A 21459-nucleotide genomic window follows, 5' to 3' on the forward strand; every position below is an offset into this window, starting at 1 on the left:
TATTTTTATTTGGTTATGATATAACTTGATGTTTTTGAAGTAAAAAAATCCCCGTTAAATTTATCATTTAACGGGGGGTTTTTATAAGCTATTTACTGTTTTTATATTTAGGTTAGTACGCTTAACTAATTTCGTCCAGTTATAATAACCATACAACGAGTTAAGTAAGTAGGCTGAATACATTAAGTATATTGCAGGTGTCTCTGCCCATAAGAAAATAGAAAGAATATTTAATCCAATCCATAACAACCATTGTTCACGATAACGCAAAATCATTAAAATCTGTGCCGCAACCGTAATAATTGTAGTTAGACCATCTAAACCTGTTGAACTACCACCAGCCGCTTGTAATGCTTGAACAAAAAGCAAAGTACCAACCGTAGTCATAACAATTAATGTCACCCATCCTTTAACAGTTAACGCTTTGGCAATCACGCTTTCTCCACCATCGCTATTTTGCATATTGGCTTTCCACATAAAGTAACCAATAAATTGAGAGGGCAAATATACGTAAAGTACGGTGTTCATTTCACCTAAGAAATTCGATCCCCAAGCAACATAAAAATAAGTATAGGCAAAAATCAATCCAAAGAAATAATTACTAATTTTACCTTTACTTACCAATACCACACACAAAATACCAGAAATACCAGAAATCATTGCTAACCAAGAATCAGGTGTTTGTACATCATAAGCCCAAATTTGCGCAATAATAAAAAGCGCAAGCCAAACCACCTCAAAAGGTTTCCAACCAGAAACAAATTCTCGTTTTAAACGCGCTGCCAAAGTCATTATTTACTCCTATTGACTTAAATTTTAACGTGAGCATTCTTGCATAGTGAATTGGTAATGTAAAGGTGTAGAAGCATTTAATTCTAAAGTTGTGAAATCCATCACGTTTTAATTAAAGCCTACATTATCCATTATTGAGTTTGTTTCAAAAAACGCTCTAAAAATTGACCGCACTTTAAATATAATAATCAAGCTCAAGTGGTATTTTTGCTTGTAACAAGAACTGTTTAGTGCGCTCGTGTTGTGGGCAAGTGAAGAATTTATCTGCTGTATTTTGTTCTACAATATATCCATCCGCCATTAAAATCACACGATCCGCGACATCTTTCGCAAACTGCATTTCGTGAGTAACAATAATCATTGTCCAACCTTCTTGGGCGAGCATTTTTAGTGTTTGTAACACTTCGCCCACCAATTCAGGATCTAATGCCGATGTAGGTTCATCTAATAAAATAATATCAGGTTTTACCGCAAGGGCCCGAGCAATCCCCACTCGCTGTTGCTGACCGCCAGAAAGTTGGGATGGAAATAAATCCGCTTTATTTTTAAGCCCTACTTTTTCTAGCAAACTAAGTGCTTTTTCACGAGCTTGAGCTTTATCTTGTTTTTGCACAACAACCATTCCCTCCATAACATTTTCAAGGGCAGAACGATGAGGGAATAAATTGTATTGCTGAAAGACCATTGACGAACACCGGCGTAACTTCAATTCATCTGCTTTACTAATTTTCTGGCTAAAATCAATTTTTAGACTGCCATCAGTAAATTCCAAAATGCCTTGCTCTGGTCGTTCAAGCAAGTTTAAACAACGTAAAAAGGTGGTTTTTCCAGAACCAGAAGGACCTAAAATTGCAACCACTTCGCCTTTATTAATTTCAAAATCAATGCCTTTTAACACATGATTGCCATTAAAGTTTTTCTGAATATTACTTACTTTTAGCATAGACAATCCTTACAAGTGACGAGAAAGGCGTTTTTCTAAACGCATTTGACCAATAGACAATACAAAACAGAAAACCCAATAAATCAGTGCTGCTTCACTATAAATCAAAATAAATTCATAATTTTCCGCCGTGATATTTTGTGCGACGCGAAATAACTCTGCGATCCATACTAAAGAAGCCAAAGAGGTATCCTTCACTGTGCTAATAAAAGTGTTAGAAAGAGAAGGGACTGAAATGCGTAATGCTTGCGGCATAATCGTGCGAATAAATGCCTGTTGATAATTCATTCCTATAGCATAAGAAGCCTCCCACTGTCCTTTTGGGATCGCAATAATTGATGCACGCACAGTTTCTGCAGCATAAGCACCGATATTGACTGAGAAGGCAATAATTGCAGTTGGGAAGGGCTCAAGTTTAATGCCGACTTCAGGCAATCCATAGAAAATAATAAAAATCTGCACAAGCATTGGCGTACCACGAATAATAGAAATATAAGCACGACCAATACTTTGCAAAAGTTTAGTCATAAAATTTGGATGAGGAAGAGTACAAATTACGGCAACAATCACTGCAATAAGCAAACCACAGAAGAAAGAAATGACTGCCAATGGCAATGTGTATAAAATTGCTGCTTCCAACATAGGCCAAAACGAGCTGATTACATAATCAGCTCGTTCTGCACTCATAAATGGAAGACTCGCCAACCAATTATTGAGTAATATCATAACCAAACCATTCAATTGAAATCTGTTTTAATGTACCATCTTGGCGAAGTGCTTCAAGTACTTGATTAAATTTTGTAATCAATGCATCTTCACCTTGTAAAAAAGCAAAGGCAGTCGGAGTTTTATCCCCACGATCATAAGCAATTTTTAAACCAGAATTTGGGTGTTTTTTAAAATAATCTAATACAGCCAATTTATCATTAATTGTTGCTTCTGCACGGCCTTGTTTAATAAGCTCTAAGCTCTGTGCTAAACCATCCACTACAAGAATCTGCGCACCTGCAGCTTTTGCATCTTTACCCCAGTTACTTGTTGCAGATTGCGCAGATTTACGACCTTTCAAGTCTTCAAATGATTTAATACTGTTATCCGATGATTTTGTTACAATCACCCCACCAGAATAATTATAAGGCGTTGTGAAACTGTATTTTTTTAAACGCTCTGGGCTTGGGTTAGTTTGGTTTGCTATCACATCAAAACGTTTTGCATTTAACCCCGCATACATTGCATCCCATTGTGTTTCTTTAAATTCCACTTTCAAACCGAGCTTTTCAGCAACTTTACGAATAACCTCTACATCAAAGCCTGTTAATTTTCCACTTTTATCATGGAAAGTAAATGGTGCATAAGTCCCTTCTGTTCCGACTAATAAAGTTTTAGTTTTTTCAACACGATCGGCAATTTCGCCTGCGTGAGAAAAAGTTGAGAAAGCAATAGCTCCAGTTAAAAGTGCGGTCGTAAAAAGTAATTTTTTCATTTTTTCTTCCTTGTGTTGTGTTTGTCTAAGCGTGATTATAAAAACCAAACTTATGAAAAAAAAGATTATTTATTTATGGTTTATGAATTTTAGTTATAAAAAATTGATATAAGTGCTTACTATCAAAATAAGAAAATAATCGACCGCACTTTCTTGTAGAAAAATACGTTTCTAAACAATGCAATCAATCTACTCTTATAAAATTTCAGTAAAAAAATGCCTTTCTAAAGAAAGGCATTAATAGAAATTTAAGATTATAAATAAACTTGTAATGTCTAATAGAAAAGCAGCGTATCTAATTACGCTTCATCACTTCCAGAAAAACGTTCAATTTTCGCACCTAGGCCACGTAATTTAGCTTCGATATGTTCATAACCACGATCGATATGATAAATACGATCTACAATGGTTTCTCCCGTTGCGATACAACCTGCAAGCACTAAACTGATTGAAGCGCGTAAATCTGTCGCTATTACCTCTGTGCCAGACAATTGTTCAACCCCGTGACATACCGCTGTATTCCCTTCAATTTCAGCTTTACCACCCATACGAATTAATTCAGGAATATGCATAAAACGATTTTCAAAAATCGTTTCAGTGATAATGCTTGTACCTTCTGCCACCATATTTAATAAAGTAAATTGAGCCTGCATATCAGTTGGGAACCCTGGATGTGGTGCAGTACGAATATTCACTGCTTTAGGGCGATTACCAAGCATATCTAAAGTAATGCTATTTTCAGTTACATCAACTTGCGCACCAGCTTCACGGAGTTTATCGATCACCGCATCTAAAGTATCAGCCTTAGTATTTTGGCAAACAACACGACCGCCTGAAATTGCTGCGGCAATTAAGAATGTACCTGTTTCAATACGATCTGGCACAATACTGTGCTCACAACCAGTTAAACGTTCAACACCTTCAATCGTAATGTGATCAGAACCTGCACCAGATATTTTTGCACCCATTTTATTAAGGAAATCTGCAGTATCTACAATTTCAGGTTCACGAGCGGCGTTTTCAATAACAGTCGTACCTTTCGCAAGGGTTGCGGCCATCATAATAGATAAAGTTGCGCCTACACTTACTTTTTCTATTACAATTCGAGTTCCAACAAGACGATCTGATACTTGTGCTTTTACATATCCTTCTTCAAGAACGATGTCCGCACCTAATTTTTCTAAACCGCTAATGTGGAGATCAACAGGTCTAGCTCCGATAGAACAACCTCCAGGTAATGAGACTTGACCTTGATGGAAACGAGCGACTAAAGGTGCCAATGCCCAAATTGAAGCACGCATAGTTTTAACCAATTCATAAGGTGCAGTGAAATGATTGATATTAGAGGCATCTAATAAAACTGCACCAGTTTCATCACGATTTGCAATTACGCCTAATTGACGCAAAATATTTAAAGTTGTTTCAATATCTTTAAGTTCGGGAACATTTGTCAATTTAACAGGTTCTGTAGCTAAAATAGCCGCAAAAAGAATTGGAAGTGCGGCGTTTTTTGCGCCTGAAATATTCACACTTCCACTTAAACGAGATTGCCCATAAACACGAAATTTATCCATTTTTAAATCCTTAATTAAACTGGTTTAATGCACGATCGCGTTTCCATTTTTCTACGGTATAAGTTTTGATGGTTAGAGCGTGAATTTCACCAGTGCTAAAATAAGGCATTAAAGGGGCATAAATCGTTTGTTGTTGTTTTACACGAGATAGTGCAGCAATTTCATCACTCACTACAATTACACCAAAATGTGCATTTTCACCTTGTGCATAGACTTCTACGATATTTAGCGTGTCTTTTAAAATTTTTTCAATTTTTTGAAGTTCCATTGGATTTCCGTTTAAGTAAGCTATGTAAAATTTGCGATCCAATCAGATAAACCAACAAGATCTGCTAGGGTTAATAATTGTTTTGGTGGATAAACTAATCGTACTGTTTTGTTAATCTTTTGACACTCTCGTAAAAAATCACAAAGCACTGTAAAACCAGCTGAATCAATATGCTGAAGACCAGATAAATTCCATTCAACAATAGTTTTATCAAGTGTACTTTCTGACAAAAAAACGCCACGTTGCTGCCACATTGGTAACAAGGTGCTGCGAGATAGTTCCCCAAACAAAAAGAGCGTTATTTTATCATTATTTTTTTGCAAATCCCAATTTAGCATAGTTATTCATTTATTGATTGAAAATTATAGGTTGTGAGGCAGATTGCTGCATCTTTGTGATTAATGTATCAATACCTTGTTTGTTTAAAATACCAACCCAATTTTTTATCGTATCTTCCAGCATACTTACGCCTGCTGCTGCCATATCGTAGGCTTTCCATTCCCCACTTTTATTGCCTTTACGCCATTTAAAATCTAATAGGATCGGAGCAACGCCATTAGTTTGAATAACACTTACGCGAATATTTACAAAATTGTTATCGCCTAATTCTTTTTCTGATTCAATTTGAATTTTTTGATTAGAATAATTTGTTAATGTTTGTGCGTACTTTTGCTCAATCAATTCACCAAAAGTCTTGAAAAATTTTTCTCGTTGTTCTGTAGAGGTTGATTTGTAGTATGAACCTAATACTTTAGAACCTGCATATTCTAAGTTTACATAAGGCAATAAATCATTACGAACAATAGTACGTAAATAATTTGGATCTTGTTTAATTTTACTTTGATTAGCTTGTATATCAGAAAATAGTTTATCTGACGCTTGCTGCATTAAAACATAAGGACTTGTTTCTGCAATAGCTGTTCGTGTAACCAAAAGTGCGGTTAATACGAAAGTTAAAATAGTAAACCATTTTTTTAGTTGAGTAAGGTTCATTGTCAATCTCCTAATTTATAAAATTTAACCTATTATTCTGCGGATTCTGATTTTTCATTGCCGTCTGATTTTTTACTTCCGTATAAGAATTGTCCAATTAAATCTTCCAATACCATAGCTGATGTAGTGTCTTGAATTTGGCTACCATTTTTAAGCATTGCTGTATCTCCATCATCAAAACCCATTGTTAAGGCAATATATTGCTCACCTAATAAACCTGATGTTTTAATTGATAAAGAACTGTTTTCTGGGATTTCATTATATTCTTGATTAATCGCAATACTTACTTTTGGTAAATAGCTTTTTTCATCAAGCGTAATAGCACTCACACGCCCAATTACTACGCCTCCAATTTTTAGTGGTGCGCGCACTTTTAGTCCGCCAATATTATTAAAAATTGCCGTCACGGTATAAGATTTCGTCTCAGCAAAACCTTGTACATTAGCTACGCGTAAACCTAAAAAAACTAAGGCACCAATACCAAGTAATAAAAATAACCCGACCCAAAATTCATATTTAATTGTTTGTCTCATAAAAAAATCCTTAACCTGCGCCAAACATAATAGCAGTCAAAATAAAATCTAATCCTAGAACAACAAGAGATGCATGCACAACTGTTCGTGTTGTAGCTTGACTGATACCTTCTGATGTTGGCATACAATCATAACCATTAAAAAGCGCAATCCAAGTTACGGCTACAGCAAAGAAAACCGCTTTAATAAAGCCATTTAAAATATCATAGCTCCAACTCACGGAATTTTGCATAACAGACCAAAAGCTGCCTGAATCAACACCTTTCCAATCCACACCAACTAAGGAACCGCCCCAAATACCAATTGCAATAAACAAGATTGACAAAACTGGCATAGAAATGACACCTGCCCAAAAACGTGGTGCAATCACTCGACGTAAAGGATCAACAGCCATCATTTCAAGACTAGAAAGTTGTTCAGTGGCTTTCATTAAGCCTATTTCAGCCGTCAATGCAGAACCTGCTCGACCAGCAAATAAAAGTGCGGTAACAACAGGCCCTAATTCTCGCAAAAGAGAAAGTGCCACCAACTGACCTAAACTTGTTTCAGCAGAAAAATCAACTAATACGACATAACCTTGTAGTCCTAATACCATTCCAATAAATAAACCGGACAACAAAATAATGAGTAACGATTGGACACCTAAAACATGCATTTGCTTCACAAGCAAAGGAAAATGCTTACGAATTTGTGGCTTGCCGATCAATGCGCCAAATAACATAAAGCCTGCTCGCCCCAATGCACGGAAAAAGTCGATCACCTGTTTTCCTAAAGCAGAAATAAAATTGACGATCATTCAAACAATTCCTTCATATAATCTTGCGCTGGGTAGTTAAAGCGCACAGGGCCATCAGATTCACCTTTTAAGAATTGCACCACTCGCGGATCTTGGCTTTGTAAAAGCTGCTCAGATGTTCCTTCTGCGATGACTTTTTGGTCTGCAATAATATAGGCATAATCTGCAATACTCAATACTTCCTCCACATCGTGTGACACGACGATAGAAGTCAAATTTAACGCTTCATTTAATCGTTTAATCAGGCTTAAAATTACGCCCATACTAATCGGATCTTGCCCAGTAAATGGTTCATCAAACATAATTAAATCAGGGTCAAGCGCAATAGCACGCGCTAATGCAGCTCGACGAGCCATACCACCGGAAAGTTCTGAAGGCATCAATGCGGCAGCGCCTCGCAACCCAACCGCCTCCAATTTCATCAACACGATTTGACGAATTAAACTTTCAGACAAATGCGTATGTTCACGAATTGGAAAGGCGACATTATCAAAAGTAGAAATATCCGTAAAAAGCGCACCTGATTGGAATAACATCCCCATCCGCTTGCGTACTTCGTACAGTTCACGATTAGATAGACGACAAATATCTTGTCCATCAAACAAAATTTCACCTTGCTCTGGCATTAGTTGCCCACCGATCAATTTAAGTAAGGTGGTTTTACCAATCCCCGACGGCCCCATGATCGCAGTGATTTTTCCCTTTTTTACTTGCAAATTCAGGTTATCGTAAATCACGCGATCACCGCGTTTAAAGGTGAGATTCTTAACTTCAATTAGATTTTGATTCATTAAAATCTCGTTTATAAATAAAAAGTTCAATCAGTTTTATATGACCTTAAAAAGTTAGATTCGTTTAATTTAAAGATTAAGTTTTGTTATTTATAGCAACACATTTCTTTGGCTTAACTTTAATGTGGTCATAAAAATAGTGATAAATTCTATTTTTAATAACTTAAAATTTTGCCATAGTAACATTCTTTTTGACCTCACTAAAGAAGCTTTACATTTCTTCATTATTTATTGAATTTTAATAATACTTTGTTTATGGAAAATAACATTGATAAATGCCTATAAATAATAAGCCTGTAAAAGATACAGATTTGATAAAAAAGATTGCAAAAGAAAAGTTATAGAGAGGAAAGCAGAAAAACCTAGCTTTTGCTAGGTTTTCCTATGTTTATTATTTTGCACAGTTACAGTGAGCTGTTTTTTGTTCAAAACGTTCTGCAACGAAATCCCAGTTTACCACATTCCAGAATTCTTTAATGTAGTCTGGACGGCGGTTTTGGAATTTTAAGTAGTAAGCGTGTTCCCAAACGTCTAAACCTAAAAGTGGGAAACCCTCACAACCTGCCACTTCTTTACCCATTAATGGGTTATCTTGGTTTGCTGTTGATACAACGGCTAATTTACCTTCAGCGGTTAATACTAACCATGCCCAGCCTGAACCGAAACGAGTTGCTGCTGCTTTTTCAAACTCTGCTTTAAATGCATCTACAGAACCAAAATCACGTTCAATCGCATCTTTTAATGCGCCTTGTAAAGTAGTACCTTTTTTCAAGCTTTTCCAAAATAAACTGTGGTTTGTGTGGCCACCAGCATTATTACGTAATGCTCCACGTTTTTCTGCAGGAATTTTATCAAGGTTAGAAATTAAATGACCCGGACACATTTCTACTAATTCAGCGGGTAAACCTTCTAATGCAGCATTTGCATTGTTTACGTAAGCTTGGTGGTGTTTACTATGATGGATTTCCATTGTTTGCGTATCAAAATGTGGTTCTAAGGCATTATAGGCATAGCCTAATTCAGGGAGAGTGTAAGACATAATGTATTCCTTCTATTGTTAAAAACAGATTTCGTTGAGGTTTTGGTCTATAACCAAAATTGAGCAAATAATAGCAAAAAAATTGATTTAGATCATTAAATGTTTTTCCTTTTTTAAAAAGTGAATTTATTAAATTTTGTTTTAAATCAATAAATCTATCAATCTACTTCTAAAGAGTTATGCGTTTGAGTTGCGAAAATTTCATCAAATATTAGAATACCGCCACTTTCTATTTTCCCTCTGTAATTATGTTTGAGCAACACAAGTTATATCTGCAAAATTTATCCTGCCAACGTGGTGAACGCGTACTTTTTCGTGCTTTGACTTGCGATTTTAATAGCGGTGATTTTGTACAAATTGAAGGGCATAACGGCATAGGTAAAACGAGCTTGTTACGTATTCTTGCTGGTTTAGCCCAACCTTTAGAAGGCGAAGTGCGGTGGGATGCTGAAGCAATTTCTAAACAACGTGAACAGTATCATCAGAATTTGCTTTATTTAGGACATCTTTCAGGCGTTAAACCAGAGCTAACGGCGTGGAAAAATTTGCAGTTTTATCAACGAATTAGTCAAGCTGAACAAAACACCGATATGTTGTGGGATTTGCTTGAGAAAGTGGGATTGCTAGGTCGTGAAGATTTGCCTGCCGCGCAACTTTCTGCAGGACAACAAAAACGTATCGCGTTAGGTCGCTTATGGCTGTCTCAAGCGCCCTTATGGATTTTAGATGAGCCCTTTACTGCGATTGATAAAAAAGGCGTGGAAATTCTAACCGCACTTTTTGATGAGCATGCTCAACGAGGTGGTATTGTGTTGTTAACCAGCCACCAAGAAGTGCCAAGTTCTCATCTGCAAAAATTGAATTTAGCGGCTTATAAAGCGGAATAACTTAATGATTTTTTTAGAGATAATTAAACGAGAACTTCAAATTGCGATGCGCAAAAATGCGGAGATTTTAAATCCGCTATGGTTCTTTTTGCTTGTGATTACTTTGTTTCCGCTTGTTATTGGGCCAGAGCCTAAATTACTTTCCCGTATCGCACCGGGTATCGCATGGGTAGCTGCATTACTTTCAGCATTGCTTTCTTTTGAGCGTTTATTCCGCGATGATTTTATTGATGGTTCTCTTGAACAATTAATGTTAATCGCACAGCCTTTACCAATGACAGCTTTGGCTAAAGTCGTTGCACATTGGTTGCTCACTGGTTTGCCGCTTATTTTATTATCGCCTATTGCGGCTTTGTTACTTTCTCTTGAGGTCAATATTTGGTGGGCATTGGTTTTGACATTGTTACTGGGCACTCCTGTATTGAGTTGTATCGGTGCTATTGGCGTGGCTTTAACGGTGGGATTGCGAAAAGGTGGCGTGTTGTTGAGTTTGCTTGTTGTTCCGTTGTTTATTCCTGTTTTAATTTTTGCTTCATCAATACTAGAAGCAGCAGGATTAAATGTGCCTTATGGGGGACAACTGGCGATTTTAGGTGCCATGATGGTTGGTGCAGTAACGCTTTCGCCTTTTGCTATCGCGGCAGCGTTGCGAATTAGTTTAGATAATTAATTTTATTTCATCGTATAAAAGTGCGGTGGTTTTTCTCTTTAATTTTTAAGGATCTTTTTTATGTGGAAGAGGTTACATCCTTATGCAAAACCAGAAACTCAATATCGTATTTGCGGTAAATTGAGTCCGTTATTTGCATTTTTAACGCTTATCTTACTCGGTGTTGGCATTGTATGGGGGTTAGCATTCGCCCCAGCAGATTACCAACAGGGCAATAGTTTCCGAATTATGTATGTACATGTGCCGACAGCGATTTGGTCAATGGGTGTGTACGGTTCAATGGCGATTGCAGCTGTGGTTGCCCTAGTGTGGCAAATTAAGCAAGCTCATCTCGCAATGATTGCAATGGCGCCAATTGGTGCATTGTTTACTTTCTTATCGCTTGTTACGGGGGCAATTTGGGGGAAACCAATGTGGGGTACTTGGTGGGTGTGGGATGCTCGCTTAACTGCAGAATTGATTTTATTCTTTCTTTATCTTGGTATCTTAGCCCTTTATTCTGCTTTTTCAGATCGTAACGTAGGCGCAAAAGCGGCGGGGATTTTATGCATTACAACGGTCGTGATTTTACCGATTATTCATTTTTCGGTGGAGTGGTGGAACACATTACATCAAGGGGCTAGTATTACCAAATTTGAAAAACCATCCATTGCAATTCCAATGTTGGTTCCATTAATTTTATGTATCTTCGGTTTTTTGACCTTGTATATTTGGCTTACTTTAGTTCGTTATCGCGTGGAATTATTGAAAGAAGATGCAAAACGTCCTTGGGTTAAAGCACTTGCGAACGTATCTAATTCCGTGGGTAGGTATACTCACGGTTAATATAAAATGATTCCCCTTTGGGGAACGTTTAATCTACCTTAAAAGGGTAGTACTTTTACTAACCTAGGGTATACCTACCCTAGGGTAAAAAATAAGGAATATTTTATGTTTTTCCAAACTTGGAGTGATTTTTTTAATATGGGTGGCTACGGTTTTTACGTATGGTTATCCTATGCAGTAAGTTTAGTGGCAGTTATTGCCTTAATTGTTCAAAGTGTAAAACAACGCACAACAGTGTTACAAAATGTATTGCGTGAGCAACAACGCGAAGAACGTTTACAACAAGCAAATAAGGGGAACACACTATGAATCCAAGACGTAAATCCAGATTTAAATTAGTCATTTTTGTTGTGCTTGGCATTGCTATTGCAAGTGGATTGATGCTGTATGCATTACGTCAAAATATCGACTTGTTTTATACGCCATCTGAAGTGATTCAAGGTAAGGATAATAATCCGAATCAAAAACCTGAAGTGGGGCAGCGTATTCGTGTTGGCGGTATGGTGGTTGAAGGCACGGTAGTGCGTGATCCAAAAAGCTTAAAAGTGCGGTTCGATTTAAATGATATTGGTCCTGCGATCACTGTTGAATATGAAGGCATTTTGCCAGATCTTTTCCGTGAAGGGCAGGGGATTGTGGCTCAAGGCGTATTAACTCAGTCAGCGGTTTTAAGCGCGACAGAAGTATTGGCTAAACACGATGAAAATTATGTGCCGCCAGAATTAGGCGAAAACATGCAAAAAGTACATAAACCAATGGGGATTAAGGCAGCAGATTTAAAAGGCGAAAGTGAGCGTGATCGTCAAGAAAAAGAAGGCGCAAAATGATTGCTGAATTAGGAAATTATGCGCTGGCTTTAAGTTTAGCTGTATCGCTTATGTTGGCGATTTTCCCTTTGTGGGGGGCGGAAAAGGGCAATGTACAATTAATGGCATTAGCTCGCCCAATGACTTATGGTTTATTTGCAAGCCTAAGCATTGCTTTTGCTGCGCTATTTTATTTATTCGCAGTCAATGATTTTAGCGTGCAATATATTGTAAATAATTCTAATACTACTTTACCCATTTATTATCGTTTATCTGCGGTATGGGGTTCCCATGAAGGCTCTTTGTTACTGTGGATTTGGTTACTGGCGGTTTGGTCATTTGCCGTTGCTTTATTGAGTAAACATTTACCCCAAGAAGCGGTTGCTCGCGTGCTTGGTATTATGGGGATTATTAGCGTCGGTTTTGTATTGTTCGTTTTGTTTACCTCAAATCCTTTCACGCGTACTTTCCCAGATTTCCCAGTAGATGGAAAAGAACTTAACCCAATGTTGCAAGATGTAGGCTTGATTTTCCACCCTCCATTACTTTATATGGGCTATGTGGGTTTTTCGGTGGCATTTGCGTTTGCGATAGCATCCTTAATGACTGGAAAATTAGATTCAGCTTGGGCGCGTTGGTCACGTCCTTGGACGCTTGCTGCTTGGGTGTTTTTAACTTTAGGTATCGTACTCGGTTCTTGGTGGGCTTATTATGAGCTTGGCTGGGGGGGCTGGTGGTTCTGGGATCCAGTAGAAAACTCATCGTTTATGCCGTGGCTTGCTGGTACTGCATTGATTCACTCTCTTTCTGTGACAGAAAAACGTGGTTCTTTCAAAGCTTGGACGGTATTACTTGCGATTTTAGCCTTTTCACTTTGTCTGCTCGGCACGTTCTTAGTTCGTTCTGGTATCTTAGTTTCAGTTCACGCATTTGCATCGGATCCAACTCGTGGTTTGTATATTTTGGCTTACCTCGTTGTGGTAATTGGCGGTTCGCTTGCGCTCTATGCGTATAAAGGCAGTCAAATTCGTTCTCGTGATAATGCAGAACGCTATTCACGTGAAAGTATGTTGTTATTAAATAATATCTTATTAATGACCGCACTTTGCGTTGTATTCTTAGGAACGTTGTTACCACTGGTTCATAAACAACTGGGTTTAGGCTCTATTTCTATTGGTGCGCCATTCTTTGATCAAATGTTCTTAATTATTATGACACCATTTGCATTATTGCTTGGTATTGGACCTTTAGTGAAATGGCGTAGAGACCAATTTTCTGCAATTCGTACGCCTGTTGTTATCAGCGTATTTGTTATGCTGATTGCAGGTTTTGCACTACCTTATTTCTTGCAAGATAAAATTACCGTGAGTTCAGTGCTTGGTTCAATGATGACCGTGATTATCGCGTTACTTGCGCTTTATGAATTGCAACAACGTGCGACGCATCGTGAATCATTCTTTGTTGGCGTACGCAAACTATCTCGTTCTCATTGGGGAATGATGTTAGCTCACTTAGGCGTAGCTATGACTGTTTGGGGGATCGCATTTAGCCAAAACTTTAGCGTAGAACGTGATGTGAGAATGAAAGTTGGCGAGAACGCACAAATTGGTCGTTACGATTTTAAATTCGTTGGTGTGACGGATGAAAATGGTCCAAATTATGTTGGTGGAAAAGCGCAAATTGATATTTCGAAAGATGGGCAACCAGAGGCAAGTTTATTCGCAGAAAAACGTTTTTACACAGTAAGTCGGATGTCTATGACGGAAGCCGCTATTGCAGGTGGTTTAACTCGTGACCTCTATGTGGCACTTGGCGAAAAACTTGAGGATAATTCTTGGGCGTTACGCTTATATTACAAGCCATTTATTCGCTGGATTTGGATTGGCGGCTTATTTATGGCGTTAGGTGGATTGTTGTGCATGTTCGATCGACGCTATCGGTTTAATGTGTTGTTGAAGAAATAATTTTATTCTTGCCTTCCCCTGCTTGCGGGGGAAGGTGCCCGAAGGGCGGAAGGGGGATTACGATATCCCCCTCAGTCACTTCGCGACAGCTCCCCCCATAAATGGGTGGAGCAAAGTTAATGAAAAAGTGCGGTAAAAAATGAAAAAAAAATTACTCGTTCCTCTTATTCTCTTTTTATCAATAACAATTGCCTTTTTAGTGCAATTAAAACGCAATGCGCAAGGTGAAGATATTAAAGCATTAGAGTCAGCTTTGGTTGGAAAGCCTGTGCCAGCAAAAAATTTGACGGAGTTGTTTGAAAATAAAGCTTACACGAACGAATTGTTTCAACAAGGTGAGCCAGTTTTGCTTAACGTATGGGCGACTTGGTGTCCGACTTGTTATGCAGAACATCAATATTTAAACAAACTTGCTAAAGAGGGTGTGAGAATTATTGGTTTAGATTATAAAGATGAATCACCTAAAGCAATGAAGTGGCTAAAAGATCTTGGCAATCCTTATCAAGTTGTTTTAAAAGATGAAAAAGGTTCTTTCGGTTTGGATTTAGGGGTATATGGTGCGCCAGAAACGTTCATTGTAGATGGAAAAGGTGTGATTCATTATCGTTATGCTGGAGATGTAAACGAAAAAGTTTGGACTCAGACTTTAAAACCAATTTATGACAAACTTTCGGAGCAACAATAATGAAAAAAACATGGCTATTTTTGACCGCACTTTTGTTTAGCTCAGCGGCGTTTTCAGCTATTGATGCATTAAATTTTAGTTCTCCACAGCAAGAGAGTGATTACCACCAATTAACACAATCTTTGCGTTGCCCTCAATGTCAAAATAACAATATTGCGGATTCCAATGCGACTATCGCAGTGGATATGCGTGGCAAAGTATTTGAGCTTTTACAAGAAGGTAAATCGAAAAATGACGTAGTGGATTATATGGTGGCTCGCTACGGCAATTTTGTAACCTATGATCCTCCTATAACAGCGAGTACATTAGTGCTATGGATTGCGCCATTATTGCTTGTGTTGTTAGGCGTGGTGTTTTTATTAAGACGCAAACCTAAAACCCAAAGTGCGGTGAAATCCCAAGAGATTTTAACGGATGAAGATAATGCACGTTTGGCAGAATTATTAAACAAGGATAAATAGATGAATTTTACATTAATTTTTATCTTAACCACTTTAGTTGTGGCGTTAATTTGTTTTTATCCTTTATTACGTCAATTCAAAGCGAAACATGGGCAAAAACGTGATGATTTAAATAAGGCGTTATATTTCTCGCGCTTGGAAGAAATTGAGCAAGATAATTCCCAAGGTTTAGTTGAAAATGTTGAGCAACTTAAACAAGAATTACAGAAAACTTTGCTTGATGATGTTCCGAGCAAGGTTCAAGAGAATGTGGATTATTCTGGCAAATCTTATGGAAAAATTTGGTTTATCTCTGGTGTATTAGCGTTAGGAATTATCGCAGGTCCTTCTTATTTTATGGTGGGATCTTGGCAAGCCGAATCGATGTTAGAGCAAACTTATGCGAAATTGCCCTATTTCTTTGACCGAATGAAAGATGAAGATAAAAATCCATTTTCTGATACAGAAATGCAGCAATTTTCTACCGCACTTCGAATCGATTTGCAAAAAAATCCAACTGATGCCAAAAAATGGTGGATGCTCGGTCAAATTGGGATGAATTTAGGTGATGCTCGTTTGGCATTCGATAGCTATCAAAAGGCTAATAAACTTGAACCAGATAATGTGCAATATAAATTAGGTTATGCGCGTGTATTGATGTTTTCTGAAGACGCGACTGATAAACTTAAAGGTGGCAATTTATTGCGTGAAGTGATTCGTCAAGAACACACTAATATTGAAGCATTGAGTTTACTCGCATTCCGTTATTTTGAAACGGGAGATTATAAAATGGCGGCAGTGACTTGGGCGATGATGCTACGCTTAATGCCGAAAGGTGATGAGCGAGTTCCATTAATTGAAAAAAGTATTCGTGCCGCGCGTGATGCTTTAGAAGCTCAAAATGAAGAAAAATCAAAAAGTATCACTCCCGAAAAATAACCTTGTACGTTATAAGATTTTTTGATATAGTGCGAAAAGTTATTCGTAGTCAAACAGATTAGCATTTAATAAAGTACTAAAGGAACGAGAAATGAATAACAAAAATTGCACTTTTTTTCTTTGTTCTGCGTCATTATTGGAAGTTTATTTACTTCACAATTTTCGATTGCAGAAAATGATTCTAGTGCAGTCACTTATATTGCTTCTGAAGATAAAAAAGCATTTAATTCCGATGTTTCAAATAATGATGCTCAAAAACTAGCTCAAAGTATTGAATTTAAGGTTTATAAAATAGGTGAAACGACTTCATCAGAAAGTATTTATGAATCTCCAGCTGGAATTTGTCAGGGATTTAAGATTACAAGAGGTGTAGATTACACAAATTCGACTTACCATTATCTTTATCCAGACAATAGAGGAGAATTCTATGGCAGTGTGGCTGGTGCAACTATTTATAACCAAAAAGATCCTCAAAATTTAAGTTATGTGCCTGTTTGTTCAATTACAGACAAAGATTTGTCTAAACGCATTCAGCCACAAGAAAATAAAAAATTAAAATAAACTGCCATCAATCATATTTCAGAAGGCAGTGCCGTATTAAATAATGTAATTTGTAAATAGGTTATATTAAATGAAAAATTTCGTTTTTATTAGTGTTGTTATGTTATGTTTGGTTGGATGTTCATCTCAGTCAGAACAACACAGCCACGCTGTTTACGATATGAAAACTGTGCAAGAATATAATGCTCGAGTTATTAGTGGTAATACTGTTACACAAACTCAAAAGGATAAAATAACGCAACAAATTGATACAAGTTTAAAATTAAACCAAAGTGACAATAAAGTTAAAACGAGAACAAGACGTGTATTGCCTGTTCTTCCAGTTACACCAAGCGTCGGGTATCATTATAATTATCACTATTTTAGATAAAAAATTATCTTGTTATCTGTGCTAAAAATTCTTCTTCTGTTAATACTGTAATATTTAGTTCTTGAGCTTTTGCAAGTTTAGAGCCTGCCGCATCGCCTGCGATAACGAAATCTGTTTTACTGGATACCGAACCACTTACTTTTGCGCCAAGCTGTTGTAATAAGGCTTTTGCTTCATTACGCCCCATTTGTGTAAGAGTGCCTGTCAGTACTACAGTTTTATCTTTGAACAAGTTTTCACTCGCTTCTTTCACTTCTACAGTTTCCCAATGCACACCTTGTGCGATTAAATCCTCCACGACTGCAACATTATGCGCTTCACGCCAAAATATAAAAATTCGGTTCGCTACAACTTCCCCTACATCAGGCACTTGTTGAAGTTCTTCAAGATTTGCGTCTTTAAGCGCATCTAAAGTTTTGAAATGATTAGCAAGATTTAATGCAGTGGCTTCGCCCACTTCACGAATGCCTAAAGCAAAAATAAAGCGAGCAAGCGTCGTGCTTTTTGCATTTTCAAGACTATTGAGTGCGTTTTCTGCAGATTTTGCGCCCATTCTTTCTAAGCGTGTGAGTGTGGTTAAATCAAGTTTAAATAAGTCCGCAGGTGTATGAATCAGTTCTCGATCGACTAATTGCTCTATTAATTTTCCGCCTACACCATCAATATCCATTGCTTTACGAGAGACGAAATGTTTTAATGCCTCTTTACGCTGTGCCGCACAGAATAATCCTCCCGTGCAACGTGCTACTGCTTCGCCTTCAATACGAATAATTTGAGAATCGCACACAGGGCAATTTGTTGGGAAAATGATTGGTTTAGCATTATCAGGGCGACGTTCGTGTAATACGCCAATAATTTGTGGAATTACATCGCCTGCTCGACGAATAACAACAGTATCGCCAATAGCGATATTTAAACGTTCAATTTCATCGCCATTATGTAAGGTGGCATTACTTACTGTAACGCCTGCAACAAACACTGGCTCTAATTTGGCAACTGGTGTGATTGTGCCAGTTCGACCCACTTGGAATTCAACATCATTCAACAGGGTTAATTCTTCTTGGGCGGGGAATTTATAAGCAATCGCCCAGCGAGGTGCTTTAGAAATAAATCCTAATTCATTTTGTAAGGCTATATCATTGATTTTTAATACCGTTCCGTCAATATCATAACCTAACGAGCTACGTTTGTTTTGAATATCTCGATAAAAACCTAAAACTTCATCTGCACCATTACATAAACGAATTTCAGGATTTACTGGAATCCCGATAGATTTTAGCCATTGCAAACGAGCATAATGCGTAGTCGGCAGATCAACCCCCTCAGCAATTCCAATACCATAAGCATTTAATACCAGCGGACGTTTGCTGGTAATATTAGGATCAAGCTGGCGTAAAGAGCCTGCCGCTGCATTGCGAGGATTAGCAAAGGTTTTTTCATTATGTTCTAACGCATATTTATTTAAACGCTCAAAGCCTGCGTGCGGCATAAAAACTTCGCCCCGCACTTCTAAACGTGCTGGAGGATTATCTGTTAAAAGTTGTAATGGAACATTACGAATCGTGCGGATATTGGCTGTAATATCTTCGCCTGTGGTGCCATCACCACGAGTGGCGGCTTGTGTAAGTTCACCATTAACATACAAAATACTCACAGCCAAGCCATCAAGTTTAGGTTCGCAACAGAAAGTAAGTGGTTTCGGTAATAGGATTAAACGATCTTCAATGCGTTTTACAAAAGCATTAAATTCTGCATCGGAAAAAGCATTATCCAAAGAGAGCATAGGAATTTCGTGACGAATTTGGCTAAACCCAGAAAGTGGTTTTGCACCAACACGTTGAGTTGGCGAATCTGACGTCAGAAATTCAGGATGCTCTAATTCTAGGGCTTTGAGCTGATGAAATAAACGATCGTATTCGCTATCAGGCACGCTCGGATTATCTAAAACGTGGTATTCGTATTCATATTGGCGCAAGGTTTTGCGTAGATTGTCTAGTTGAGTTTGAATATTTTTCATAAAATTCTCGGAGAAAAATGACCGCACTTTTCTATGTATTTAGCGTGAAAATAGACAGGTATAAAGCCTGTCTAAATGAATATAAAAGTGCGGTAAATTTAAGGTATGAATTTACACTCGAGCAAGATAGGCTTGCTCTGCATTTGCATCAAAAATTTCTTGTTCTTCAGTCAGTATAACACCTTGTAAATCTTCGGCTAATGTATGGGCAGCACGCATCATCATACGTAAATTAGCAAGATTATTACTTGGAGAGGGCAATTGCATAAAGAATACAATTCCTATGGTGTTAAATTCCGCTAAGTTATAAGCATTGAATGTGCCGGGTTGCTCTAAATTTGCCACACTAAAAAGCACAGGACTTGCCACACTTAAATCTAAGTGACGATGATACATTTCATCTTTACCCAAGATAAAACCCAAGTTTTCAAGAGCCTGCACCAATTTAGCACCATTAAATTCTTCGCTAGATTTTGGAATAAGATAAAGTTGAATATAGCCAGTTGTTTGTTTTGGCTGAGCTGTCGTTTCTGCTTTTGGTTCATTGAACGAGAGGTTGTAGTCTACTTGATGTTCTTCGTGAGATAATTCTGCAAGCTGCACTCTTAATTCTGGCGATGATGAACTAATGCCATTAAAACCAACATTTTGACTTTGTGCTTCAAGTTGTTCTAAGGTCATACTTGCGACATTATTTGCGGTTGGTATATCGTATTGAGGTTGCGTTGGTTGTATTGGCTCGGAACGATGATTCCCCATATCATAAATAGGTTGCGTGTTAGGAATAGAAATTTTGATATCATCCACACTTTTATCGCTTTGGCGATAATCGATCAATTCAGTTTCTGATGGTAATTTTTCTGTGGTCGGTTGAGAAATTGGTGTATGCCCATTTTCCACATAAGTATTTGGCGAAATATTGTTTGGCTGTACCATTTCTTCTTGCGTATGGGATTTAGATGTTAGAGAAGTGCGGTCAAATTTATTGGCTTTATCGAAATATTTTGATTTCTCACGACGATTTGACCATAATCCGTGTACGATTAAGGCGACAAGTGCCACGATACCCACAATAATCAAAATTGTATTTAAATCCATTTTTATTCCTTACGCGCGATAGTTCGGCGAGAGTGCTATAAATGGTGCTAATGCTACCATATTTCAGTAGGTGAAAAAATACTTCAAAGTGTGGAATTTTAAAGGAAAAGTACGGTCTGTTTTAAGCATATTTTTATTGAAAGGAAAGAAAAATGTTGAATCTTAATGAATTAAAATCTGGTTTCCATTATTTTGTGATGGGCTGGCATTTCATCACACAAAAAGGTTTGCGTCGGTTTGTTATTATTCCAATTTTGCTCAATACTGTTTTGCTTTGTGGTTTATTTTGGCTTTTTATTAGCCAAATCAGCAGTGCTATTGATTGGGCGATGAATTTTATTCCAGATTGGCTTAGTTTTCTCAGTGTCATTTTACTGACACTTTCGATTTTAACGATTTTATTGCTCTTTTATTTTACTTTTACCACGTTTTCTGGCTTTATCGCAGCCCCCTTTAATGGTTTGTTGGCGGAAAAAGTAGAAAAAATGCTGACGGGGGAAAATATTAATGATGATGGTCTTGTTGATGTAATAAAAGATGTGCCTCGTATGCTTGCTCGAGAGTGGCAAAAATTACGTTATAGCCTACCCAAAATTATCGCCTTATTTTTACTGAGTTTTATTCCTTTGGTTGGGCAAACCATCGTGCCAGTACTTACTTTCTTGTTCACTTGTTGGATGATGGCAATTCAATATTGTGATTATCCTTTTGATAATCACAAAGTCTCTTTTGATATCATGAAAAATGTGCTTGGCAATCAACGAACTCAAAGTTTAACTTTTGGTGGATTGGTTACTTGTTGCACATTTGTGCCCGTGATTAATTTATTAATTATGCCTGTTGCAGTATGTGGTGCGACGCTGATGTGGGTGGAAAATTATCGTAATGACTTAGGTTTTAATATGAATAGATCTTTTTCCTCTCAAACGGGGCTTGATGTTCGTTCAGAAAATACAGGGATTGTTAAATAGCCTACAGTTATAAA

The 21459-nt window shown here is 37.5% G+C and carries 26 protein-coding genes; 12 read left to right on the forward strand and 14 right to left on the reverse strand.

Annotation, left to right across the window (positions count from 1 at the left end; all coding sequences use genetic code 11):
* Nucleotides 1-81: 81 nt before the first annotated feature.
* The 12 genes from pnuC to sodA all read right to left on the reverse strand — a co-directional run bounded on the left by pnuC (nucleotide 82) and on the right by sodA (nucleotide 9212).
* Nucleotides 82-792: a nicotinamide riboside transporter PnuC gene (gene pnuC / locus DQN49_RS05950; protein ID WP_006996578.1), complete on the reverse strand. Its 711-nt coding sequence runs from the start codon at nucleotides 790-792 to the stop codon at nucleotides 82-84.
* 175 nt (nucleotides 793-967) lie between these two features.
* Nucleotides 968-1735, reverse strand: coding sequence for an amino acid ABC transporter ATP-binding protein (locus DQN49_RS05955; RefSeq protein WP_006996577.1), 768 nt, complete (start codon nucleotides 1733-1735; stop codon nucleotides 968-970).
* A 9-nt stretch (nucleotides 1736-1744) separates the two neighbouring features.
* Nucleotides 1745-2461, reverse strand: a complete 717-nt coding sequence (locus tag DQN49_RS05960) for an amino acid ABC transporter permease (RefSeq protein ID WP_006996576.1) — start codon at nucleotides 2459-2461, stop codon at nucleotides 1745-1747.
* Nucleotides 2445-3218, reverse strand: coding sequence for an amino acid ABC transporter substrate-binding protein (locus DQN49_RS05965; RefSeq protein WP_005651725.1), 774 nt, complete (start codon nucleotides 3216-3218; stop codon nucleotides 2445-2447). The genes DQN49_RS05960 and DQN49_RS05965 overlap by 17 nt, the downstream gene beginning before the upstream one ends.
* Before the next feature lie 299 nt (nucleotides 3219-3517).
* Nucleotides 3518-4792 carry a UDP-N-acetylglucosamine 1-carboxyvinyltransferase gene (gene murA, locus DQN49_RS05970; RefSeq protein ID WP_006996574.1) on the reverse strand — a complete coding sequence of 425 codons (1275 nt, stop codon included), beginning with the start codon at nucleotides 4790-4792 and terminating at the stop codon, nucleotides 3518-3520.
* 10 nt (nucleotides 4793-4802) lie between these two features.
* Nucleotides 4803-5060, reverse strand: a complete 258-nt coding sequence (locus DQN49_RS05975; protein ID WP_005690750.1) for a BolA family protein — start codon at nucleotides 5058-5060, stop codon at nucleotides 4803-4805.
* Between the two features lie 20 nt (nucleotides 5061-5080).
* Entirely contained in the window at nucleotides 5081-5398 is a 318-nt protein-coding gene (locus DQN49_RS05980) for an STAS domain-containing protein (protein WP_006996573.1), read from the reverse strand.
* A gap of 10 nt (nucleotides 5399-5408) precedes the next feature.
* Nucleotides 5409-6053: a phospholipid-binding protein MlaC gene (gene mlaC / locus DQN49_RS05985; RefSeq protein ID WP_006996572.1), complete on the reverse strand. Its 645-nt coding sequence runs from the start codon at nucleotides 6051-6053 to the stop codon at nucleotides 5409-5411.
* Between the two features lie 32 nt (nucleotides 6054-6085).
* Complete coding sequence (gene mlaD / locus DQN49_RS05990) at nucleotides 6086-6586, reverse strand: outer membrane lipid asymmetry maintenance protein MlaD (protein ID WP_006996571.1); 501 nt, start codon at nucleotides 6584-6586, stop codon at nucleotides 6086-6088.
* Between the two features lie 10 nt (nucleotides 6587-6596).
* On the reverse strand, nucleotides 6597-7382 hold the full coding sequence (mlaE, locus tag DQN49_RS05995) for a lipid asymmetry maintenance ABC transporter permease subunit MlaE (protein WP_005669891.1): 786 nt from the start codon (nucleotides 7380-7382) through the stop codon (nucleotides 6597-6599).
* Entirely contained in the window at nucleotides 7379-8173 is a 795-nt protein-coding gene (gene mlaF / locus DQN49_RS06000) for a phospholipid ABC transporter ATP-binding protein MlaF (RefSeq protein WP_065246970.1), read from the reverse strand. Before mlaF ends, mlaE begins: the two co-directional genes overlap by 4 nt.
* 391 nt (nucleotides 8174-8564) lie before the next feature.
* Complete coding sequence (gene sodA, locus DQN49_RS06005) at nucleotides 8565-9212, reverse strand: superoxide dismutase [Mn] (protein WP_006996568.1); 648 nt, start codon at nucleotides 9210-9212, stop codon at nucleotides 8565-8567.
* A gap of 248 nt (nucleotides 9213-9460) precedes the next feature.
* Between sodA and ccmA the strand changes: the two genes are divergently transcribed.
* The 11 genes from ccmA to DQN49_RS06060 all read left to right on the forward strand — a co-directional run bounded on the left by ccmA (nucleotide 9461) and on the right by DQN49_RS06060 (nucleotide 17359).
* Nucleotides 9461-10099, forward strand: a complete 639-nt coding sequence (gene ccmA, locus DQN49_RS06010; RefSeq protein ID WP_006996567.1) for a cytochrome c biogenesis heme-transporting ATPase CcmA — start codon at nucleotides 9461-9463, stop codon at nucleotides 10097-10099.
* Nucleotides 10100-10103: 4 nt separating this feature from the next.
* Nucleotides 10104-10769: a heme exporter protein CcmB gene (gene ccmB, locus DQN49_RS06015; RefSeq protein WP_006996566.1), complete on the forward strand. Its 666-nt coding sequence runs from the start codon at nucleotides 10104-10106 to the stop codon at nucleotides 10767-10769.
* Between the two features lie 60 nt (nucleotides 10770-10829).
* Nucleotides 10830-11594: a heme ABC transporter permease gene (locus DQN49_RS06020; RefSeq protein ID WP_006996565.1), complete on the forward strand. Its 765-nt coding sequence runs from the start codon at nucleotides 10830-10832 to the stop codon at nucleotides 11592-11594.
* A gap of 105 nt (nucleotides 11595-11699) precedes the next feature.
* Nucleotides 11700-11903: a heme exporter protein CcmD gene (ccmD, locus tag DQN49_RS06025; RefSeq protein WP_006996564.1), complete on the forward strand. Its 204-nt coding sequence runs from the start codon at nucleotides 11700-11702 to the stop codon at nucleotides 11901-11903.
* The gene (gene ccmE, locus DQN49_RS06030) at nucleotides 11900-12421 is read left to right on the forward strand and encodes a cytochrome c maturation protein CcmE (RefSeq protein WP_006996563.1); all 522 of its coding nucleotides are present in this window, start codon (nucleotides 11900-11902) and stop codon (nucleotides 12419-12421) included. The genes ccmD and ccmE overlap by 4 nt, the downstream gene beginning before the upstream one ends.
* Entirely contained in the window at nucleotides 12418-14364 is a 1947-nt protein-coding gene (locus DQN49_RS06035; RefSeq protein ID WP_006996562.1) for a heme lyase CcmF/NrfE family subunit, read from the forward strand. The genes ccmE and DQN49_RS06035 overlap by 4 nt, the downstream gene beginning before the upstream one ends.
* Before the next feature lie 139 nt (nucleotides 14365-14503).
* The gene (locus DQN49_RS06040; protein WP_006996561.1) at nucleotides 14504-15049 is read left to right on the forward strand and encodes a DsbE family thiol:disulfide interchange protein; all 546 of its coding nucleotides are present in this window, start codon (nucleotides 14504-14506) and stop codon (nucleotides 15047-15049) included.
* Nucleotides 15049-15510 carry a cytochrome c-type biogenesis protein gene (locus DQN49_RS06045; protein WP_006996560.1) on the forward strand — a complete coding sequence of 154 codons (462 nt, stop codon included), beginning with the start codon at nucleotides 15049-15051 and terminating at the stop codon, nucleotides 15508-15510. Before DQN49_RS06040 ends, DQN49_RS06045 begins: the two co-directional genes overlap by 1 nt.
* Nucleotides 15511-16428 carry a c-type cytochrome biogenesis protein CcmI gene (gene ccmI, locus DQN49_RS06050; RefSeq protein WP_006996559.1) on the forward strand — a complete coding sequence of 306 codons (918 nt, stop codon included), beginning with the start codon at nucleotides 15511-15513 and terminating at the stop codon, nucleotides 16426-16428.
* 120 nt (nucleotides 16429-16548) lie between these two features.
* On the forward strand, nucleotides 16549-16989 hold the full coding sequence (locus tag DQN49_RS06055) for a hypothetical protein (protein WP_006996558.1): 441 nt from the start codon (nucleotides 16549-16551) through the stop codon (nucleotides 16987-16989).
* 70 nt (nucleotides 16990-17059) lie between these two features.
* Nucleotides 17060-17359: a hypothetical protein gene (locus tag DQN49_RS06060; RefSeq protein ID WP_005651748.1), complete on the forward strand. Its 300-nt coding sequence runs from the start codon at nucleotides 17060-17062 to the stop codon at nucleotides 17357-17359.
* 4 nt (nucleotides 17360-17363) lie between these two features.
* On the opposite strand, the gene ligA is transcribed toward DQN49_RS06060, so the two are convergent.
* Both ligA and zipA read right to left on the reverse strand, forming a co-directional pair.
* Nucleotides 17364-19376 carry an NAD-dependent DNA ligase LigA gene (gene ligA, locus DQN49_RS06065; protein WP_006996557.1) on the reverse strand — a complete coding sequence of 671 codons (2013 nt, stop codon included), beginning with the start codon at nucleotides 19374-19376 and terminating at the stop codon, nucleotides 17364-17366.
* 111 nt (nucleotides 19377-19487) lie between these two features.
* A complete protein-coding gene (zipA, locus tag DQN49_RS06070) occupies nucleotides 19488-20474 on the reverse strand; it encodes a cell division protein ZipA (protein ID WP_006996556.1) in 987 nt (328 codons plus the stop codon).
* A gap of 152 nt (nucleotides 20475-20626) precedes the next feature.
* Here zipA and cysZ point away from each other — a divergent pair, with 152 nt between their 5' ends.
* Nucleotides 20627-21445, forward strand: coding sequence for a sulfate transporter CysZ (cysZ, locus tag DQN49_RS06075; RefSeq protein ID WP_006996555.1), 819 nt, complete (start codon nucleotides 20627-20629; stop codon nucleotides 21443-21445).
* Nucleotides 21446-21459: the final 14 nt, after the last annotated feature.

Source organism: Haemophilus aegyptius (assembly GCF_900475885.1).
GTDB classification, from domain to species: Bacteria; Pseudomonadota; Gammaproteobacteria; order Enterobacterales; family Pasteurellaceae; genus Haemophilus; species Haemophilus influenzae.

Coding starts and splice junctions, on each gene's coding strand:
- cysZ (WP_006996555.1), top strand. CDS start 20,627: ATGTTGAATCTTAATGAATTAAAATCTGGTTTCCATTATTTTGTGATG.
- mlaF (WP_065246970.1), bottom strand. CDS start 8,173: ATGAATCAAAATCTAATTGAAGTTAAGAATCTCACCTTTAAACGCGGT.
- DQN49_RS06045 (WP_006996560.1), top strand. CDS start 15,049: ATGAAAAAAACATGGCTATTTTTGACCGCACTTTTGTTTAGCTCAGCG.
- DQN49_RS05965 (WP_005651725.1), bottom strand. CDS start 3,218: ATGAAAAAATTACTTTTTACGACCGCACTTTTAACTGGAGCTATTGCT.
- DQN49_RS05960 (WP_006996576.1), bottom strand. CDS start 2,461: ATGATATTACTCAATAATTGGTTGGCGAGTCTTCCATTTATGAGTGCA.
- ccmB (WP_006996566.1), top strand. CDS start 10,104: ATGATTTTTTTAGAGATAATTAAACGAGAACTTCAAATTGCGATGCGC.
- mlaC (WP_006996572.1), bottom strand. CDS start 6,053: ATGAACCTTACTCAACTAAAAAAATGGTTTACTATTTTAACTTTCGTA.
- pnuC (WP_006996578.1), bottom strand. CDS start 792: ATGACTTTGGCAGCGCGTTTAAAACGAGAATTTGTTTCTGGTTGGAAA.
- DQN49_RS06035 (WP_006996562.1), top strand. CDS start 12,418: ATGATTGCTGAATTAGGAAATTATGCGCTGGCTTTAAGTTTAGCTGTA.
- DQN49_RS06060 (WP_005651748.1), top strand. CDS start 17,060: ATGAAAAATTTCGTTTTTATTAGTGTTGTTATGTTATGTTTGGTTGGA.
- DQN49_RS05975 (WP_005690750.1), bottom strand. CDS start 5,060: ATGGAACTTCAAAAAATTGAAAAAATTTTAAAAGACACGCTAAATATC.
- mlaD (WP_006996571.1), bottom strand. CDS start 6,586: ATGAGACAAACAATTAAATATGAATTTTGGGTCGGGTTATTTTTATTA.
- DQN49_RS05955 (WP_006996577.1), bottom strand. CDS start 1,735: ATGCTAAAAGTAAGTAATATTCAGAAAAACTTTAATGGCAATCATGTG.
- ccmI (WP_006996559.1), top strand. CDS start 15,511: ATGAATTTTACATTAATTTTTATCTTAACCACTTTAGTTGTGGCGTTA.
- ccmA (WP_006996567.1), top strand. CDS start 9,461: ATGTTTGAGCAACACAAGTTATATCTGCAAAATTTATCCTGCCAACGT.
- DQN49_RS06020 (WP_006996565.1), top strand. CDS start 10,830: ATGTGGAAGAGGTTACATCCTTATGCAAAACCAGAAACTCAATATCGT.
- mlaE (WP_005669891.1), bottom strand. CDS start 7,382: ATGATCGTCAATTTTATTTCTGCTTTAGGAAAACAGGTGATCGACTTT.
- zipA (WP_006996556.1), bottom strand. CDS start 20,474: ATGGATTTAAATACAATTTTGATTATTGTGGGTATCGTGGCACTTGTC.
- ccmD (WP_006996564.1), top strand. CDS start 11,700: ATGTTTTTCCAAACTTGGAGTGATTTTTTTAATATGGGTGGCTACGGT.
- DQN49_RS05980 (WP_006996573.1), bottom strand. CDS start 5,398: ATGCTAAATTGGGATTTGCAAAAAAATAATGATAAAATAACGCTCTTT.
- ccmE (WP_006996563.1), top strand. CDS start 11,900: ATGAATCCAAGACGTAAATCCAGATTTAAATTAGTCATTTTTGTTGTG.
- murA (WP_006996574.1), bottom strand. CDS start 4,792: ATGGATAAATTTCGTGTTTATGGGCAATCTCGTTTAAGTGGAAGTGTG.
- ligA (WP_006996557.1), bottom strand. CDS start 19,376: ATGAAAAATATTCAAACTCAACTAGACAATCTACGCAAAACCTTGCGC.
- sodA (WP_006996568.1), bottom strand. CDS start 9,212: ATGTCTTACACTCTCCCTGAATTAGGCTATGCCTATAATGCCTTAGAA.
- DQN49_RS06040 (WP_006996561.1), top strand. CDS start 14,504: ATGAAAAAAAAATTACTCGTTCCTCTTATTCTCTTTTTATCAATAACA.